Here is a 17,219-nt window from a genome sequence, read left to right on the forward strand (position 1 = left end):
GCATGCGCGAACAGATTTCCGCCTGTATCACGGCCTGCGACGAGGAGCAGAACATCCGTCGCTGCCTGGAAAGCGTGAAGTGGTGCGACGAGATCGTCGTCGTGGACAGCTTCAGCGCCGACCGCACGGTGGACATCTGCCGCGAGTACACCGATCGCGTGGTGCAGCACGAGTGGCTGGGGTATATCGGGCAGAAAAACCTGATCCGCGGCATGGCCCGGCATCCGTGGGTGCTGTTCGTGGACGCGGACGAGGAGGTCTCGCCGGCGCTGCGCGATGAAATCCGGGCGCAGTTCGAGGCCGGGACCGGCCCGTACGCGGGGTTCCAGTTTCCCCGGATGGTCTACTATCTCGGCCGCTGGATCCGGCACGGGGAATGGTACCCGGACATCAAGCTGCGCCTGTTCCGGAAGGACCTCGGCCGCAGTGAGGGGCAGGAGCCGCACGACCGCGTGGCCGTGGACGGCCCGGTAAAGACCCTGGAATCACCCCTCCATCATTACACCTATAGCGACATCTGGGAGCACTTGGAGACGATGAACCGCTTCTCGACCATCACGGCGCAGGAGAAATTCCGGCTGGGCGAGCGGTTCCGGTGGCGGGAATTTTTCTTCCGGCCGGGCTGGCGCTTCTTCAAGGCCTTTTTTCTGAAGCGCGGCCTGCTCGACGGCCCGCCGGGCCTGGTGATCGCGCTGATCAGCATGTTCGGCGTCTACATGAAATACGCCAAGCTCTGGGAACTGGAGCACCGGAAGGGCGGGGGGGCATGACCCCGCCGTTCCGGAGGAAAATCAGGGCGGGGCTCGCGCTGCTGGCCTATCTCGTCGGGGCGATCTTCCTGGCCGCCGCGGTTTCCGTGGCCGTTGTACGGCTCATGCCCTATGTCCCCCCAGGCGTGGTGGAGGCGGTGCTTCGGAAGGGGCCGGAAAAGGTCACGGCCCGCTGCTTGCAGGGATTCCTGATCCTGCTCCTTCCCTGGCTGATCAAGCGGCTCGGTTGGCGGGGCTGGCATGACCTGGGCTTTTCGGCGGAAGACAGTCCGGCGGCCCGGCCGGGGTTTCAGCAACTCGGTCGCGGCCTCGTCTTCGGCCTTCTGACCATGGGCGTGGTCGTCGTGGCCATGACGTCCGCCGGGGCGCGGATGCTGGAGCCGGCCCGCCTCTGGAACCTGAACCCGCTGAACCTGCTCTTCTACGCCGCCGCCGCCCTGGCCGTGGGCTTTTTCGAGGAGGCCCTGGCCCGCGGGATCCTCTTCCGGGTGCCCGCCCGGATCTGGGGTGCCCTGCCCGCCGCCGCGGTCGGCAGCGTCCTGTTCTCCCTGGCCCATTTCGCGGATGTCGATCCCGCGGCCTTTCGGTATGCGTCCTACTGGACCTCGGTCGCGGCCGTGGTGAAATCCCTGCTGGCGAAGCCGGAAATCACGGGCGAATTCGCCGTCCGCGCCCTGAACCTGGCCCTGCTGGGCGGCGTGCTGTGCGCGTTCGTCGCCCGCACGGGAACAATCTGGTTCGCCATCGGCGCGCATGCCGCCTGGGTGTTCGTCATCCGGCTCAACAGCCTGCTGACGGCGCACGTGCCCGGTTCGGGCGGCGGCTGGTGGGGCGGGCTGAAGTCCGACGGCACGGATTCGCCCTGGACGCTGGCGATCATGGCGGCGATGCTGGCGGCCGCGCTCTGGTGGCCGCGGTCCAGCCCCAAGAAACCGCAACTCGCGGCCGTGACGCCCGTGCCACCATTCTGGGAGCCGCCGTGGTCGCGCTGGGCGTGGGGGCTGCTGCTGGCGACCGCGTTCGCGGTGCCGTTCTCCATCGCCCTCGCGCAGACCTGCGGCGGGCTATGCCTGGTCTGCATGGCGGCGGCCGTCGCGCGCCGTCGGCTCCGACTCGAGATCCCGCGGCTCTTCTGGCCGGCGCTAGCCTTCGCCGTCATCGCCGTCCTGTCCGTGGTGCTGGGGCCGGAGCCGTTCCGGCTGGTGAAAAAAACGGGGCGCCTGGTCTGGTTCCTGTTCATCCCCGCCGCGGCCATGCTGGCCCCGACCGTGCCGCGCCGTACGGCGCTGCTCAAGGCCTTCGCCCTCGGCAGCGGCGTGCTGGGGCTGAAGATCGTCCTCCTGAATTCCTGGACGGCCTGGCGCGGCGAATCGGAACTGCTGGCCAACGTCCCCGATTTCTTCGGGCGGCTCGTGGCGTTGGGGTCGATGACCGCGGGCCAGATGCTGATGATCGGGCTCCTGGCGACCGCGGCCCTGTTTTTATGGTGGCGCTCCCGGGGAGGGATCGCGCGCGCGTGGTGGGCGCTGGCGGCCGCGCAGGCCGCCGGGCTGATCCTTAACTTCAAGCGCGGCTCGTGGATCACGGCCGTCCTGCTCGGCGCGGGCAGCCTGGTCGCGCGGCGGCGCTGGCTGTGGCTGCTCGGCCTGCTCGCGCTGGTCGGCGCCGCCCTGTGCGCGCACCCGGTCCGCGGCCGCGTGGAACAGCTCCAGGGCGAATGGGATTCGCACGGCGGCGGGCGGCTGACCATGTGGACGCGCATCGCGCCGGCCCTCGTGGAGCAGTACCCGCTCGGCGTGGGCTACCGCTCCGTGACGCCCGCCCTGCTCCGGCGCATCGAGCCCAACGTCGAACGCCGCCGCAACCATCTCCACTCGAACCCGGTCCAGGTGCTCGTCGAAACGGGCTGGATCGGCCTGCTGGTCTACCTCGCCTGGATGGGCCTGGCCGCGGCGGAAGCCGCGCGGCGCCTTCGCGCCGCCCCGGAGTCCGGCGAAGCCCGCGCCCAGGCCGTGGCCTTCACGTGGATGCTCGCGGGACTCCTGCTCAACGGGCTCGTGGAATATAACTTCGGCGACACGGAATTAATGATCGTGCTGGCGGTTGTCCTCGGCGCGCTCTCGGCCGACCCCCGGGAGGGCCCGGCATGAAACTCTCTCCGGCGCCGCGGGCGACGCCCAGCCGCTACACGGGCCACTTCGACGCCGAGTACTGGGAGCCGGGCCTGCCGGAAAAGATGGAAACGCTGCCCGCCCTTCTCGCGGCCGGCGAGACGGTCCAGGTCGGCGGGCGCAGCCGCGTGGTCCGGCTGGTCCTCTACAAAAAACGCCGGCCGGTGGAAGTCGCCGTCAAGTCGTTCGGCCGCGCGTCGCTGCTCAAGGACCTCTCGGACCGGCTGCTCGGCACCAAGGCCCGGCGCTCGTGGGAGGCGGCCGAGCGGCTGCGCGAGCGGGGCGTCGGCACTCCCGCGCCCGTCGGCTACCTGGAGCGCTGGCGCGGGCCGCGGCTCCTCGAATGCTATTACTTCTCCGAGTACGTCCAGGGCCTGGCCAGCTTCCGCAACGAGTTGATCCGTCTCTACCGCCGGGATCCCGACTGCGGGCGGCTGATGACGCTGCTGGAGACCGTCGCCCGCGCCGTGCGGGCGCTGCACGAGGCGGGCGTGTTCCACGGCGACCTCGGCAACCAGAACATCCTCCTGCGCCGCGCGGGGCCTGACGAATGGCGCGACGTCCAGTTCGTGGACCTGAACCGCGCCCGGCTCCGCGCCGTTCTCTCGAATCGCGACCGCGCCCTCGACCTTTCCCGCCTCACGCTGCCCTCCGATTTCCTGCGCGTGTTCATCGAGATGTATTTCGCCGCGCCGCCTCCCGCCGGCTTTCTGCGCTGGGAGCGTCATTTCCGCCGCGCCTTTGCCCGTCACACGGCCAGCCGGAACATCCGGCATCCCTTCCGGGCGCTCAAGGAAAAAGGGCGGCCGAGCCCGCCGGAAACGACGTACCCGCCCGAGCCGGAGATCTGGATCTGGGACGAGCGTTCGGGCCAGGCCATCGGCGCCCTGCAGCCCCGGGACCGCCGGCGCTATTATCCCGCGGGCAACGCGTTCCGCACGGCCGGGGCCGTGCTGCGCGCCACTCTTCCGGTTCGACGCCAGTACCGGAGGCTCCTCCCCGAGTGCTACGCGAAGCCGGTGGAATTGCGGCACCGGTTCGGCGTCGCGCTGCATCCGGAGGAGCCGACCGTCGAACGGGAACTGGCCCTGCTGGACGGACTCGGGCGCATCCCGGTGATGCTTCGCTTCTACCATCATCGCGGCCCGGCGCACTGGGAGTTCACGGCCCGGGTGGCCCGCGACCTCCGGGCGCGGGGCTGCCCCGTGGCCGCGGCACTGGTCCAGGACCGCGCCGCGGTGCGCGAGCCGGAGCGCTGGAAGGCCTTCGCCGAGCAGGTGCTGGAGCAGGCGGACGGCGTGGCGGACTGGATCGAGGTGGGCCACGCGGTGAACCGGGTGAAATGGGGCGTGTGGGACTGGCGCGAGTACGGGCGGCTGGCGCGGGCCGTCGCGGAGTTGGCGCCTCGGCATCCCAAGTTGAAGTTCATGGGGCCCGCGGGCATCGACTTCGAATACCCGTCGGTGCTGGCGCTCCTTGAGCAGGCGCCGCCCGGCTTCCGGTTTCACGCCCTGTCGCATCATCTCTACGTGGACCGGCGCGGGGCGCCGGAGAACACGCAGGCGGGATTCGATCTCGAACGGAAGTGCGCGTTGGCCCGCGCCATCGCGGCGGCGTCGCCGGCCTGCGAGGACCGGCTGATCCTCTCCGAGGTCAACTGGCCGCTGAAGGGGCAGGGGGTGTGGTCTCCGGTCGGGTCGCCCTACGTCTCGCCCGGCCCGCGGTCCGGCGACCCGAGCGTGTCGGAACAGGACTACGCCGACTTCATGATCCGCTACCTGGCGATGGCTGTCTGTTCGGGCATGGCGGAGCGCGTGTACTGGTGGCGGCTCGTGGCGCGGGGTTACGGCCTGGTGGACGACACCGACCCCGCGGCCTGGCGGCCGCGCCCGGCGTACGAGCAGCTCAAGTTTTTCCTGGGGCTCCTGGGGGGCGGGCGATTCCTGCGCCGGATGCCGGCGCCGGGGAGCGAGCGCCGGCTGACCTTCGAGACGGCGGAGGGCCGACCCGTGGTGCTGGCCTGGTCCAGCCGCGGTTCCGCTGAAACCATGAACCCTGAAGGCGGTTCCGCCGTGCTGGATGCGCGGGGCCGGGAAATGTCCGGGATGATTGCCCTGGGCGGAGCGCCGGTGTATTTAATGGATCGTCATGCATAAAGCCGTGAGCGAATCCGTGGAACTTTCCGTCATCATGCCGGCCTTCAACGAGGAGGCCTGCATCGAGGGGACCGTGCGCGAGGTGCATGAGGTTCTGCTCGGGACCGGGCGCCCCTTCGAGATCATCGTCGTGGACGACGGCTCGACGGACGCCACGCCGGCGCGGCTCCAGGCGCTGGCGGCGGAGTTGCCGGGCCTGCGCGTGATCCGCCTGACGCCGAACTCCGGCCAGAGCGCGGCGATGAAGGCGGGCTTCCGGGCGGCCCGCGGAGGCCTTCTCGTCACGATGGACGCCGACGGGCAGAACGATCCGGCGGAGATCCCGCGCCTGCTGGAGCGGCTGGAGCGCTGCGACGTCTGCTGCGGCTATCGCGAGAAGCGGCAGGACACGCTGGCCAAGCGGGTGGGCAGCCGGTGGGCCAACGCGATCCGGAACCGGGCGTTGAAGGAGCAGGTTCGGGATACCGGCTGCACGCTCAAGGCATTTAAAGCAGAGTGGGCGCGGGATCTGCCCCTGGAGTGGCGGGGCATGCACCGGTTCCTGCCCGCGCTGATGGCGATGCGGGGGGCGCGGATCGAGGAGCTCCCCGTGCATCACCGGGCCCGCGCGGGCGGCCGCAGCAAGTACACCAACTGGGGCCGGCTGAAGGAAACAATCTGGGACCTCTGGGCCGTGCGCTGGATGCAGAAGCGCCACCGGCGTTTCACGGCGGAGGAGCAGGCGTAGTGCCGGTTACGGCGTGACCCAGACCTTGGTCCGGTAGCAGGCGTTCGTGCCGCCGGCTTCGTCCGCCTCGTGCAGGCCGTCCGCAGCGGCGTCAAAGACGGCCCCGATATCGGTCCAGGCGCCGGCGGCCAGATTGCTGCACACCTGCAACTGGTAGCTGTGCCCCGCCTTGACGCCCCAGGTCAGCCGCGTGCCGGCCTCCGGCGCCGCGCCGACATCGAGCAACTGGAAGAATTCGTCGCGGTCGGTCAGCGACGTGCCCGCGATGGCCTCCTCAAGGTCGCCCACCTCGTCGCCGTCGGTGTCCCCCGAGGTCGGGTCGCCGCCGAACAGGAACTCGTTGCTGTTGACCAGCCCGTCGCCGTCGTAATCCGCGGCGCCGGTCCGCGCCAGGTCCCCGAAATACGCGATCTCGTTCCCGTCGCGCATTCCGTCCGCGTCGGCATCCTTCGTGTCGCCGAAGGCGTACATCGCGAGGTTCGTCCGGTTGCCGTTGGCGTCGTAAAAGTACCGGAGGCCCGCGTTGGTGACGACGCCGACCGAGTACCCGGCCGCGGTCAGCCGGCCGGCCGCGTCGTAGAAGTAGCGCACCTTCTCCGCCGCCCGCCCGGCGGCGGCGACCAGGAGCAGGGCGGCTGCCAGGAGTCCCGTTTTCATCATCGCCTTCATCATTCGTAATCCCCGGCCTGGATGAAATCGCCCGAAGAACCCGCGCCGCCCTCCGTCGCGATCACGGACAACTGGTCCTGCTGCGCGGGCCAGTCCACGGCCCGGACGCTGTCGCCCCCGCCTCCGCCCCCGCCCATGATCCGCTCGATGAGATTCCAGACGGCGTCCGCCTGGCTCCTGGCCTGGATGGCCGTGTTCTCATCCAGGACCGCCGTGGGATTGAGCGGCTGCGCGGGGCTCGCGACGGCCGACAACGGATTCAAGTCGCCTCCGCCCCCCCCCAGCGATCCGTTGTATTCGATGAGCCGCCACTCGCGGAGCATCCGTTCTATATCCCGCGCTCTTTTCTTTTCCCAAAACCGCTGATACCTCTCTTGGTTCTTCGCGCGTTCTCGATACATCTTCGCCATTTCGCCGGCGTGTTCCATTTGTGATCTATGGTGAGCAATCGCCTCCTTCACGCTGTACTGTACGGGAACTCGAACGGGTACTTTTTCAATAGCCGTCGGAGTCGGTCTTTCCCACACGGTTCTATACGCCGTGTACGTAAGAACCCCCCTGGCCGCTTGTTCCTCCCGGAAGATCGCGGCCTTCAGGTCATCCCGCGCGGTCTGTTCCCAGCCTTGCGCCTTTGCGATGAACTCTTCAGGCGATCGTCGCGCTTCATAGTCGAGCAGAGCGTAGGTCCAGGCTGTTTGCTGCTCGCACATGACCTGTGCAGCAGCGTCGCTTAGGAATGGAGACTCGGGAGCCAGGCCATTCACGTCGCTATAGTCGCTGGGCGCGTTCCAGGCGTACGGGTAGGGATTGAGGGATTGCGGCTCGGCGAGGTCGGGCCACAGCGGCTCGGGCGACAGGAACCGGCCCGTATCGGCGTCGAGGTAGCGCGCGCCGGCCTGGTAGAGCGCGCCGCCCGCGCCCTCCCGGCGCACGCCGTGCCGGCCGAGAAACGTGAAGGGCTGGTCGTTCGTTCCCTGGTGCGCGAGCGGCCGGCCGAAGGGCGTGTAGGCATACGCGTCCGCGATCCCGCCCGCGCCGTCCGTCAGGGCCAGCGTGCTGCCCGCCCGGTCCCCGTGATAGAAATACGCCTTGTTCCCGTCGGCGGCGTCCACGAGGTAGAGCAGCTCGCCGCCGGGCGTCCACACGTAGTAGCGCCGGGAGGTCCCGGTCGCCGCGTCCTGCTCGGCGACGATCGGCGCGCCGTACAGCCCGTACGCGCGGTGATAGCGCGTCGTGACGTCGCCCTCGGCGCGGCTGACCAAGGCGCCCAGACCGTCATAGGAGAGCGCCGCGCCGGCGGCGCGAACGAGCCGGCCGGCCGCGTCCCATTCGAACGCGCCGCCCGGCGAGTTGGTCAGCCGGCCATTCGGATCGTGGGCGTAGCCGGCCGAGGCGATCTGCGAGGCGTCGTCGTAGACGAGTGGACGGTTGGTGCTGAACAGGCTCTCGGCGACGGACAGCGGCGCCTCGCTCTCCATCTCCGTCACGGAGCCCGCCGCGTCGTAGGTGCAGCGCAGGTCCAGCACGGCGCCGTCCACGATCCGCGTGATCCGGCCCGCACCGTCGCGCGTCAGCTCGGCGTCCTGCCCGTTGGACCGCTGGAGGCCGGCGACCCGGCCGTCGGCGTCGTAGGCCAAACGCACCCACGCGCCGCTGGCCGAGTCCGCGACGTTGGTCACCAGCCCGCGGGCGTCATAGGCGTAGGTCACGGTCGGCCCGCCGGGATAGCCCACCGCGACCAGCCGGCCTTCGGCATAGGAGACCGTGACGGTCCCGCCGCCGCACACGGAACGAATGACCCGGCCCTCGGCGTCGTAGATCAGGTCAATACCGTTCCCGCTCACCGGGCGCCCGGCCGCGTCGTACCCGAAGGACAGGTTGAGCCCGCCGCTGAAGGCGCTGTTGGTCAGGTTCCCGGCCGCGTCGTACGCCAGGGTCATCGTTACGCCGTCGGACCGGTTCATCTCGTGCAAGCGGCCGTAGAGGTCGTGGGTGTACGTGGTGGTCCGCCCGAGCGGATCGGTTTTCCGGACGAGGCGCCCCATCGCGGTATACCCGAATGTCCACGCCCGGCCGTTCCGGTCCAGGAGATTCGTCACCAGCCCGAGGGTATTGTGCTGGAACGCCGCCGATCCGCCGTCGGATTCCGTCACGGCGGCCAGGCGCCCCTCGGCGTCGTAGGCGTAGTGCGTCGCGCGGCCGGCCGGGTTCGTGACCGCGACCAGGCGGCCCAGGGCGTCCAGCGAGTACGACTCCGCCTCGCCCAGGGCGTTGGTCATGGACGTCACGCGGCCCACGGCGTCCCGGCCCAGCGCGAGACGCAGGCCCGCCGACGAGGTCCGTGAAACCGGCCGTCCCTCGATGTCGAAAGAGAACTGGCTCTCTTCGCCGGCCGGATCGGCGGCGGTCGCCAGGTGGCCGGCGAGGTCGTACCCGAACGTGTTCGTGCCGCCGGACGGAAGCACCACCCCGCGGACACGGCCCATGACGTCGTAGAGGAACCGCGTCGTCTCGCCCTCCCGGTTCGTGGTTGCGACGACCCGGTCCATCAGGTCGTAGCCCGCCGCGGCGGTTTCTCCGAGCGGGTCCACGGAGCGCGCGAGCCGGCCGTTGGCGTCGTAGTTGAATGCGATGCCCTGGCCCAGGGCATTGGTCGCGCCGGTGATCCGGTCGTCCGCGTCGTACGCGAGAGCGGTTCCCTCCCCGTCCACGTTGGTTGTGGCGACGGGCCGGAACGCCTCGTCGTAATAGTAACGCAGGGTCCCGAGGTCGGCGTCGCGGGTCCAGGCGAGGGTCCCGTTGGTGGTGTAGGTGTACGACAAGGTCTGCCCGTTCTCGCTCCAGTTCACGGTGTACGCCTGCGTGTTATAGGCGTAGGTGGAGACCCCGCCGGCGGGGTTGGTGACGGACGTAATCTGGCCGCGCTCGTTGCAGGCGTAGTGCCAGGCGGCGCCCGCGCGGTCCGTGCGCCGGACCAGGTTGCCGCGCCCGTCGTACTCGTTCGTCTCCGAGGTCCCGTCGGGATACACCACGCCGGCCAGGTTGTAGAAGGTCTGTGTGACCACCTCGCCGCAAAGCGGATTGGTGAAGACCTGGGCCTGGGCGCTCCAGGCCAGCCGCATGACCTGGCCGAGGGCGTTCGTGGTCACCTCGAGCTTGCCCGAGGTCTCGCCCCAGGCCATGGCCGAGGTCCGTCCGTAGCGGTCCCGCACGGTGGCCGGCTGGGCATGGACGGAGCGCGTGAACTCGGTCCGGTTCGACCACGGGTCGGTGACGGCCAGCAGCCCGCCGTACGCCGAGGCATGCTCGTACATCGTCACGCTCCCGTCCGGCTGGGTCTGGGTCACCCGGTTGGTATTCTTCGCGTAATCCATTGTCATCGTGTTCCCGTAGGCGTCGGTCCGGCCGGTGAGCCGGACCCACGCCTTGCCGGCGTTGGTGACCACGGCGAACGCCTGGGTGTAGACCGCGTGGCCCAACGGGCGCTCGACGGCCTTCACCGCGGGGATGCCCATGGCGACCCCGGGGCCAAAGTAGGCGTAGCGCACCGTGGTCGTCGCGCCCGCGGCGTCCACGATCGACCGCAGGACGGTCAGGCCGCCGCAGTCCGGGGCGTTCGTTTCATAGAGCACCCGCGCGGTGCGCCCGGCCTGGTCGGAGACCGATTGCAGCACGTTGTTCGAGTACGCGAAGACCAGTTGCCGCCCCAGGTGATCCACGACCGACGCGGGCGCGAGGCACTGCGGGAAGTTGGTCGAGAGCGGCGCGACGTCCAGCCGGTTCCCGTTCCGGTCCATGATGCAGGCCGGGCGGCCGAACGGCATGTCCTCCATCGGCCCTGTTTTCTGGAAGACCAGCACCAGGCCGCGGTGCGGGTCGGCGAGGTAATACCAGCCCTCGATCCCGGTTCCCGTCTCCGTGAGGGCGTAGCGGATCCGGGCGTTGTCGCGCAACTGCCAGGGATTATCGCCGGTTTCCGACACGAAGCGGACCTTGTCGCCCGTGTCGAGCGTCACGTCGGCGAAGGTGTTCGTCGGCGACATGGGCGTTTCCTCGACCATGAAGGAGAACGAATGGCGGAACCCGTGCCGCAGCCCCTGGGCGGGCATCTGGTCGCCCCGGTGGAACAGGCGGAAGGACATCGGCAAGGGCCCGCCCAGTTGGAAAAGCGGCATGGAAAACCCGTAGATGCCCGAGCCGGCGTCCACCGTCTCGTACACCGCGCCCTGCGCGCGGCCCGCTCGCGCGTGACACAAAATGACTCCCGCGACCAGGATCAAGACGGACCTGAAGCGCCTCTCCCGCATGCCGCCCTCCCAAGACGCATCATGAAAACCTGATTCGAGCGTGTCAAGCTATTGGGAAGAAAAAGTAAAAAAGTGGCCCAGCCGTCCCCGCCCGGGAACCCCGGGGTCAGGCGCCGAACGGTGCGACGACCTGGAGGCCGGGGAAGGCGGCGGCGACCGCGGCCTCGTCCCGTCGCTCGAAGAGCAGCTTCAGGTTGGGCCCGGCGTCCATGGTGAAGTACACGGCCAGACCTTGTTCCCGGAGCGCGGCGATCTTCTTCATGGCGGCCACAGATTCCGGAAGCCAGTAGAGCACCGGCGGCCACGCGGCGATCATCGTCGCGTGCATCGCCAGCGCGTTGGATTCCGCCGCGCGGCCGAGCCGATGAAAATCCCGATCGCGGATCGCCGCCCGGACCTCCAGCAGGTCCTCGGCCACCTTGGCCGGCCACGCCGGGTACAGCGGCGACGTCTCCGCCGTGCGCTTCATCCCGGCGCGTGAGCCGATCGCCTTCTCCTCGCCGGAGACCACGACCAGCCCCATCCGCAGGTCCGGCCAGGTCTCCGCCAGCGGCCGGGCATAGCTGTCCATCCCGTCCTCCGCCTCGCCCGCGTGCCACTCGACGAACCCGTGGAAGACCGACCGGCACGCGCTGCCGCTGCCCAGCCGCGCCAGGATCGAAAGCGCGCGCGCGTCGAGGTCCCATCCGAACAACTGGTCCAGCGCGCGAACCAGCGCCGCGAAGCCCGAGGCCGAAGACGCGAAACCCGCCGCCGTGGGGACCGTGTTGCGGGCGTCCAGGCGGAAGCCCATCGCCGCTTCCGGACGAAACAGGTCCATGTACGCCGACACGCGGCGCGCGAAAGAGGAATCCGCGGGCAGCGGCTCGCCGTTCAGGATCGCCTCGTCGGCGGCGGCCGGGCGAACGGCCACTTCCGAGCCCAGCTTCCCGAGCGACACGGAGAGGCTCGAGGTCACGGGCAGGTTAAGCTCCTCGTCGCGCTTGCCCCAGTATTTCACCAGGGCGATGTTCGACGGGGAGAACGCACGGCCCTCCGCGCCGGGGGTCACGCCCCGGCCGGCCAGGATTCGCTCCACGATGTCCTTTTTAGTCAAACGTCACCCCCGCCGGGCTGATGCCGGCCTCGATCCGTTGCCCGGGCCAGTCCGCGCGGTCGGATCGTCCCAGCCCGACGACGCAATCGCCCAGGCCGGACCCCGAGATCTTCGAGCCCAGGATTCCGCGTTCCGCGCGTAGCGCGTACACCAGTTCGGCCATGCGCGCGTTGCTGACGCCGAGGGCCTCCAGGAGGCCCTGCTGGATGTTCAGCAGTTCGCCGAGCTTGCGCGATGCCCCCGCGCGCACGGCTTGGAATCCGGCGGCGCTGGTCTGGTCCATGAGATCGAAGATCGCGCCGAAAAATTCCGGCTGCGCCCGCAGGGCGCGCTCGACGCGACGGACCACCTCGGGCGTCGGCGTCTTGCTGCCGGAGTAGAGGAGGACCAACGGGAGCGTCCGCGGCAGGCGCTGAACCCGGGCGGGCGTGGCCCGGTACAGCAGGATACCGCCGAACACACTGGCCACAACGTCGGCCCCGGACCCGAGACCCTGGACCTCCCGGATGATCTCCCGGCCGGCCAGGAACAGATCCCACAGCCGGGGCCTGCGCGAGCGCGTCCAGCGTTCCAGCGCGGCGCAGGTGGCCACCGTGACCGCGGCGGAGGATCCCAGTCCGACGTTGTGGGGAAAATCGGACTCGATGGACAGGTCAAACCCGGTCGGCACGCGGACCTCGTATCGCCGCAGCGCGGCCATGACGAAGCGGAACTGGGCCGGGGTCTTGAGCCGGCCCAGCGGCATTTCCACCTCGCCCAGTGCGGAGGTCACCCGGACCTGGCCGTCAGCCCGGGGCGTCAGCCGGACCCGGATGCGCCGGTCCACGGCGGCCACGAGGGCGCGCCGGCCGTGGACCACGGCGTGCTCGCCCATGAGCATCAGGCTGCCCGGCGCCGAGGCCTGGAAGGTTTCGCTCACCGGGAACCGTTGTAGCAGCATCCGGCGCGCCGCGCAATCTGCCGGCTGGTTTTTTCACGCTTCGGCTGTATATTCGTATTTTATAAGGGGACGATATGAACTGGCTTGCCAACCTGCATCCCGTGCTCCAGGCGCTGCTCGCGACGCTTTTCACGTGGGGCGTGACGGCGCTGGGCGCGGCCGGCGTATTTTTTTTCAAGACCATCAACCGCCGCGTGCTGGACGCCATGCTCGGGTTCGCGGCGGGCGTCATGATTGCCGCCAGTTTCTGGTCGCTGCTGGCCCCCTCGATTGCCCTGGCCGAGGAGATGGGCATGGTAAAGTGGTGGCCCCCGCTGGCCGGGTTCCTGGCCGGTGCGCTGTTCCTGTACGGGGTGGACCGCATCCTGCCGCACCTGCACATGAACCTGTCGCCGGACAAGGCCGAGGGTATTCATACACACTGGCAGCGCAGCATCCTGCTGATCCTGGCCATCACGCTGCACAACATCCCGGAGGGGCTCGCCGTCGGCGTGGCCTTCGGCGCCGTGGCGTCGGGCATCGAGTCCGCCACCCTGGGCGGGGCGATCGCCCTGGCCGTGGGCATCGGGCTTCAGAATTTCCCCGAGGGCCTGGCGGTATCCGTGCCCCTGCGCCGCGCCGAGCTCACGCGGTGGAAGGCCTTCTGGTACGGCCAGGCCTCCGGCCTCGTGGAGCCCGTCGCCGGCGTAATCGGCGCCGCCGCGGTGCTGGTCATGCGCCCTCTCCTTCCCTACGCGCTGGCCTTCGCCGCGGGCGCGATGATCTTCGTCGTGGTCGAGGAACTGATTCCCGAGTCGCAAAGCTCGGAGAAGACCGACGTCGCCACGCTCGGCGCGATCGCCGGCTTCGCGGTGATGATGCTCCTCGACGTCGCCCTGGGCTAGCCCGCCCGCGCCGCCTACTCCAGGTCGCGGTCCGCGAGTGCGCCCTCGTCCAGGCCGAGGTAATGGCCCAGCTCGTGCAGGTAGGTCGTGCGCGTTTCCTCGCGGAAGCTCTCCTCGTCATACTCCGCGTAGTCGGCCAGGTTCTCGATGAAGAGCAGGATCTGCGCGGGCAGGTCGCCGCCCGGCGTGTCCGCCATTGGCAGGGCCTCGCCGACGAACAGGCCGAGCAGTTCCGGGTCCACGCCGTCGCGCTGCATGGCCCGCGTGGGACGCGGCACGCAGGTGACCGGGATTTCCGCCGCGCGCTCGCGCAGCGAACGCGGCAGGCGCGCCCGCGTGCGCTCGACCTCCTGCTCGGCGAGGCGGATCCAGCGCTGGAGGGAGGGCATGCTCATTCGTGTTCGGCTCGCGGGACGCTCGCCCTCCAATCCATCGGTTTCGACTGCGTCATGGAGGGCGAGCCTCCGGCGAGCCGCGCGGAATTCCCGTTTCCCGCTGCTTCCTCAAGATATCCCAGTACGCCCCGCGCGCGCCGGCGGCGAGGGCGCGGACCAGCGGCTCGTTGTCGTTGTAATTATAGCTTTTCGTCGCCGTATCCTCGTCCGGAGGCGGCTCGAAGAAACGCGGATCGCCCGCGATGATATCCCGGACCAGCGCCGCCGGGCGGCGGCCCAAGGCATTGGCGATGTAAAACGTCGGCCACATCAGGTTCACCGGCCCGTCATACTTCCGACGGATGGCCGGATTCGTTTCCATCGGACCCTCCGCCGCGATCCGGCGGGTCAGCGGCAGGCCGGGATACATCCGCACACCGAGGGCCGCCCCGACGCAATCCGGCTTGAGGATGCGCAGGAAATCGATCGCTTGCCGGACGGTCGCGGGCATCTCGCCGGGCCCGCCCAGCATGAGGTCCACCATGGTCGTAATCCCGGCCGCGCGGGCGGCCCGCACCGCCGCCGCGAGATCCTCGACGCGGTGCCGGACGCCGTACGCGCGCAGCATGATGGGGGTGGCGGCCGGCCCGGTGAAGTTGATGCCGACGCAGCCGGCCTGCCGCATCGCGCGCGCCAGGTCGGCGTCGAACGGCGCCACGGCCAGGTAGGCGTACCAGCGCAACCGCTCGCCGAGCCCGCGGCGAATCCATTCCTCGCAGACCGCCCGCGCGTGCTCGACGGGCACGTTGAACTCGCCGTCGCACAGGTGCAATACGTCCACGCCCTGCCGGATCAGCGCCTCGGCCTCGTCGGCCGTGTCCTCGGGCGGCCGGCATCGGGCGCGCGCGCCCTTGGCGATCGGGTCGGCGCAGAAGTCGCACGCCAGCGGACAGCCGCGCTTGGTCTCGAGGCCGATCTGCCCGCCCAGCCGGAAGTAGGCGGCGTTGTCCACCGTGTCCCGCTCCGCCGGGACGCGCAGGGGGCCATCGCCGCCCCAGGCGGGCGGATTCAGGCCGTGCGCGGTCACGAGCCCGGGCACGGCGCCCGGGCTTTCGCCCTGCTCCAGCGCCCGGTACAGCGCCGGCAAGGCGGCCTCCCCGTCGCCGCGGATGCCGCAGTCGGCGCCGGTGAACTCCAGGATCTCCCGCGGAAATATGGAAAACCCCGCGCCGCCCAGGACCAGGGGGGCTTCTGTCAGCCGGCGCAGCGCACGGACTGTGTCCCGCAGCGGCTCCACGAAGGAGGCGGCGCTGGGCCAGAAGGAATCGTCCGCGTTGCGCAGGGAGAGACCAACGAGCGCCGGGCGATGCGCGCGGAAAAAAACCTCCAGCGCGGCATCGGGATCGGGCGCGAGGCCAAGATCGAGCAGGTGTGTCTCGATCCCCGCGGCGCGCGCGGCGCCGGCGACGTAGTCGAGCCCGATCGGCGCGATGGCCGGCCGCATCCGGTTGGTATTGATCAGCGCGAGCACGGGATCAGGATAGCGCAAGCGGGCGCAATCGGAAGCCGTATTCGAGGCCCGGGGGCGGCATGCCGCGCGATCTCCGCGCCTAAAATGAATAGCTCGCTGTCACGCCACCGAAAAAGATGTCCGTGTCGGGATAGACGCCGTTTTCGTCCATGTCGTCGCGCACGTCGCCGTCGAGGATGGAGCTGAACGAGCCCTTGAGCCCCACGGAGGCCTTCTCGTTCAGCGCGTAACGCAACACGGCGTCCGCCTGCGCGTGCGTCAGCGCCGAACCCGCATCGGACCCGTAGTTGCTTTCAACGTAGTACTCGCCCGCCACTCCGAGGACCGCCCCCAGGTCGAGCGATATCGCATCCGTCAGCCCGAAGCCGTGGCCGACCGTAAACAGGATGATCCAGTCGTCCTGGTTGTCCAGTTCGTGGCAGAACTTGGCGGCCGGCGAAAGCGGCACGTTAGAGGCCTTGATTTGGGCAAAGACCTGATAGGATCCATCGGCGGGGCTTTCGGAGACCGAGGCCACCGTGTCGTCTTCGTTCAATTCGACGACGCTGCTCGCCTGCGGATAGACGTAGTAGATCGTGCCCACGGACAGGCCGAGCGGCCCTTCCCATGGGGCGGTCCAGTTCAGGCCCAGGTCAAGCTCGCTCCACTCCCCGGCCGTGTTGGGCGCGGTGGAGGCCGGATTGTCCGTCAGGTCCATGTTGGCCCACAGGCTGAAGCCGAGGCCCAGCGGCCCGGCTACGTCCAGTCCGGGCTGGAAGACGGCTTCGTCGTTATACACCAGGCCGTTATACACGTAGGCGGAAAGGATATCCGCGTATGTCGAACCGTCCGCGGCCAGCGCGGACACCGGGGCCGCCAGCGCCGCCACCAGCATCATCAGGGCTATCGTTTTTTTCACGGCTTATTCTCCTTGGACAAGTGGATCATGCCCACCACGAGCCATATCGGTCTTTTCACCGCCGCTTGTCAATGCCGCAACTCATCTTTTCTTCCCGCTCGAGTCCCCGGCAAGATTCGGCTGTTTGGCTTGAGTTTATCCTCTCCTCGTGCCAGATTCCCATCCCCGTGGATTTGCACCAAACCAGTTCGGCGGCAGGGCCATGCGAGGTCCGGCGGGTCGCCAGCCGCGACGAAGGCGAAGCCGTCTCGGCCTTTTTACTCCAGCCCGGGCTTTTCGGCACCCCCCTTACTCCCGGCGAACGCGACGAATTCAGCACCCGGCCTGTCGCCTCCATCGGCCGCCCGGATGATGCCTATTGGTTCGCGCGGGACAACACCAGGACGATCCATGCCGTGATCGGCGTCCGCATGAACGTCGAACGGACAGGAATCTACGAAGTCAGCGCCCTGGCGATCCATGCCGCCCACCGACGCCAGGGTCTCGGACGCCGGCTGCTGCAACTGGCCCTGCGCTTCGTGGCCGATTCCGGGGGGCGCGGCTTGCTCTTTGAAACCTCCTCTGATCTTTCCTATGCGCCCATGCACACTCTGCTGGCGGACCTGGGGTTCAAACAGGTTGGCTGCTTCCCTGATTTCTACTATCCCGGGGAGGACACGCTCTGGTACTATCGGCCCGTTGGCCGCTGACCAACCT

The 17,219-nt window shown here is 69.1% G+C and carries 13 protein-coding genes; 6 read left to right on the forward strand and 7 right to left on the reverse strand.

The genetic code is table 11. From position 1 onward, the window contains the following. The first annotated feature begins 2 nt into the window (after positions 1 to 2). From KA248_00710 to KA248_00725, 4 genes are read left to right on the forward strand one after another with little or no spacing between them, the layout of a single operon-like run. Positions 3 to 770 (forward strand): glycosyltransferase family 2 protein, encoded by a 768-nt coding sequence (locus KA248_00710; protein ID MBP7828414.1) that lies wholly within the window; start codon positions 3 to 5, stop codon positions 768 to 770. Further along, complete coding sequence (locus KA248_00715; GenBank protein MBP7828415.1) at positions 767 to 2,920, forward strand: CPBP family intramembrane metalloprotease; 2,154 nt, start codon at positions 767 to 769, stop codon at positions 2,918 to 2,920. Before KA248_00710 ends, KA248_00715 begins: the two co-directional genes overlap by 4 nt. Then, complete coding sequence (locus tag KA248_00720) at positions 2,917 to 5,097, forward strand: hypothetical protein (protein ID MBP7828416.1); 2,181 nt, start codon at positions 2,917 to 2,919, stop codon at positions 5,095 to 5,097. The genes KA248_00715 and KA248_00720 overlap by 4 nt, the downstream gene beginning before the upstream one ends. Further along, positions 5,090 to 5,824: a glycosyltransferase family 2 protein gene (locus KA248_00725; GenBank protein ID MBP7828417.1), complete on the forward strand. Its 735-nt coding sequence runs from the start codon at positions 5,090 to 5,092 to the stop codon at positions 5,822 to 5,824. Before KA248_00720 ends, KA248_00725 begins: the two co-directional genes overlap by 8 nt. Before the next feature lie 6 nt (positions 5,825 to 5,830). Here KA248_00725 and KA248_00730 read toward each other — a convergent pair whose 3' ends face one another. The 4 genes from KA248_00730 to mvk all read right to left on the reverse strand — a co-directional run bounded on the left by KA248_00730 (position 5,831) and on the right by mvk (position 12,836). Continuing rightward, positions 5,831 to 6,481, reverse strand: a complete 651-nt coding sequence (locus tag KA248_00730; GenBank protein MBP7828418.1) for a hypothetical protein — start codon at positions 6,479 to 6,481, stop codon at positions 5,831 to 5,833. An 11-nt stretch (positions 6,482 to 6,492) separates the two neighbouring features. Continuing rightward, complete coding sequence (locus KA248_00735; GenBank protein MBP7828419.1) at positions 6,493 to 10,800, reverse strand: RHS repeat protein; 4,308 nt, start codon at positions 10,798 to 10,800, stop codon at positions 6,493 to 6,495. Positions 10,801 to 10,906: 106 nt separating this feature from the next. Continuing rightward, on the reverse strand, positions 10,907 to 11,896 hold the full coding sequence (gene mvaD, locus KA248_00740; GenBank protein MBP7828420.1) for a diphosphomevalonate decarboxylase: 990 nt from the start codon (positions 11,894 to 11,896) through the stop codon (positions 10,907 to 10,909). Next, positions 11,889 to 12,836, reverse strand: a complete 948-nt coding sequence (gene mvk / locus KA248_00745; GenBank protein ID MBP7828421.1) for a mevalonate kinase — start codon at positions 12,834 to 12,836, stop codon at positions 11,889 to 11,891. Before mvk ends, mvaD begins: the two co-directional genes overlap by 8 nt. Positions 12,837 to 12,910: 74 nt before the next feature. Here mvk and KA248_00750 point away from each other — a divergent pair, with 74 nt between their 5' ends. Then, complete coding sequence (locus KA248_00750; protein MBP7828422.1) at positions 12,911 to 13,720, forward strand: ZIP family metal transporter; 810 nt, start codon at positions 12,911 to 12,913, stop codon at positions 13,718 to 13,720. A gap of 14 nt (positions 13,721 to 13,734) precedes the next feature. Here the strand turns inward: KA248_00750 and KA248_00755 are convergent, their stop codons facing one another. From KA248_00755 to KA248_00765, 3 genes are all read right to left on the reverse strand, one after another. Next, a complete protein-coding gene (locus KA248_00755; protein MBP7828423.1) occupies positions 13,735 to 14,115 on the reverse strand; it encodes a metallopeptidase family protein in 381 nt (126 codons plus the stop codon). 52 nt (positions 14,116 to 14,167) lie between these two features. After that, entirely contained in the window at positions 14,168 to 15,625 is a 1,458-nt protein-coding gene (locus KA248_00760) for a cobalamin-dependent protein (protein MBP7828424.1), read from the reverse strand. Positions 15,626 to 15,704: 79 nt separating this feature from the next. Then, entirely contained in the window at positions 15,705 to 16,523 is an 819-nt protein-coding gene (locus KA248_00765) for a hypothetical protein (GenBank protein MBP7828425.1), read from the reverse strand. Between the two features lie 167 nt (positions 16,524 to 16,690). On the opposite strand from KA248_00765, the gene KA248_00770 reads away from it, so the two are divergent. Further along, positions 16,691 to 17,212, forward strand: a complete 522-nt coding sequence (locus tag KA248_00770; protein MBP7828426.1) for a GNAT family N-acetyltransferase — start codon at positions 16,691 to 16,693, stop codon at positions 17,210 to 17,212. Positions 17,213 to 17,219: the final 7 nt, after the last annotated feature.

The organism is Kiritimatiellia bacterium (assembly GCA_018001225.1).
GTDB lineage: Bacteria > Verrucomicrobiota > Kiritimatiellia > CAIQIC01 > JAGNIJ01 > JAGNIJ01.

Bases quoted from the DNA above. Each gene is read 5' to 3' on its own strand.
- KA248_00725 (MBP7828417.1), top strand. From the start codon at position 5,090: ATGCATAAAGCCGTGAGCGAATCCGTGGAACTTTCCGTCATCATGCCG.
- KA248_00750 (MBP7828422.1), top strand. From the start codon at position 12,911: ATGAACTGGCTTGCCAACCTGCATCCCGTGCTCCAGGCGCTGCTCGCG.
- KA248_00720 (MBP7828416.1), top strand. From the start codon at position 2,917: ATGAAACTCTCTCCGGCGCCGCGGGCGACGCCCAGCCGCTACACGGGC.
- KA248_00730 (MBP7828418.1), bottom strand. From the start codon at position 6,481: ATGAAAACGGGACTCCTGGCAGCCGCCCTGCTCCTGGTCGCCGCCGCC.
- mvk (MBP7828421.1), bottom strand. From the start codon at position 12,836: ATGCTGCTACAACGGTTCCCGGTGAGCGAAACCTTCCAGGCCTCGGCG.
- KA248_00710 (MBP7828414.1), top strand. From the start codon at position 3: ATGCGCGAACAGATTTCCGCCTGTATCACGGCCTGCGACGAGGAGCAG.
- KA248_00735 (MBP7828419.1), bottom strand. From the start codon at position 10,800: ATGCGGGAGAGGCGCTTCAGGTCCGTCTTGATCCTGGTCGCGGGAGTC.
- KA248_00715 (MBP7828415.1), top strand. From the start codon at position 767: ATGACCCCGCCGTTCCGGAGGAAAATCAGGGCGGGGCTCGCGCTGCTG.
- KA248_00755 (MBP7828423.1), bottom strand. From the start codon at position 14,115: ATGAGCATGCCCTCCCTCCAGCGCTGGATCCGCCTCGCCGAGCAGGAG.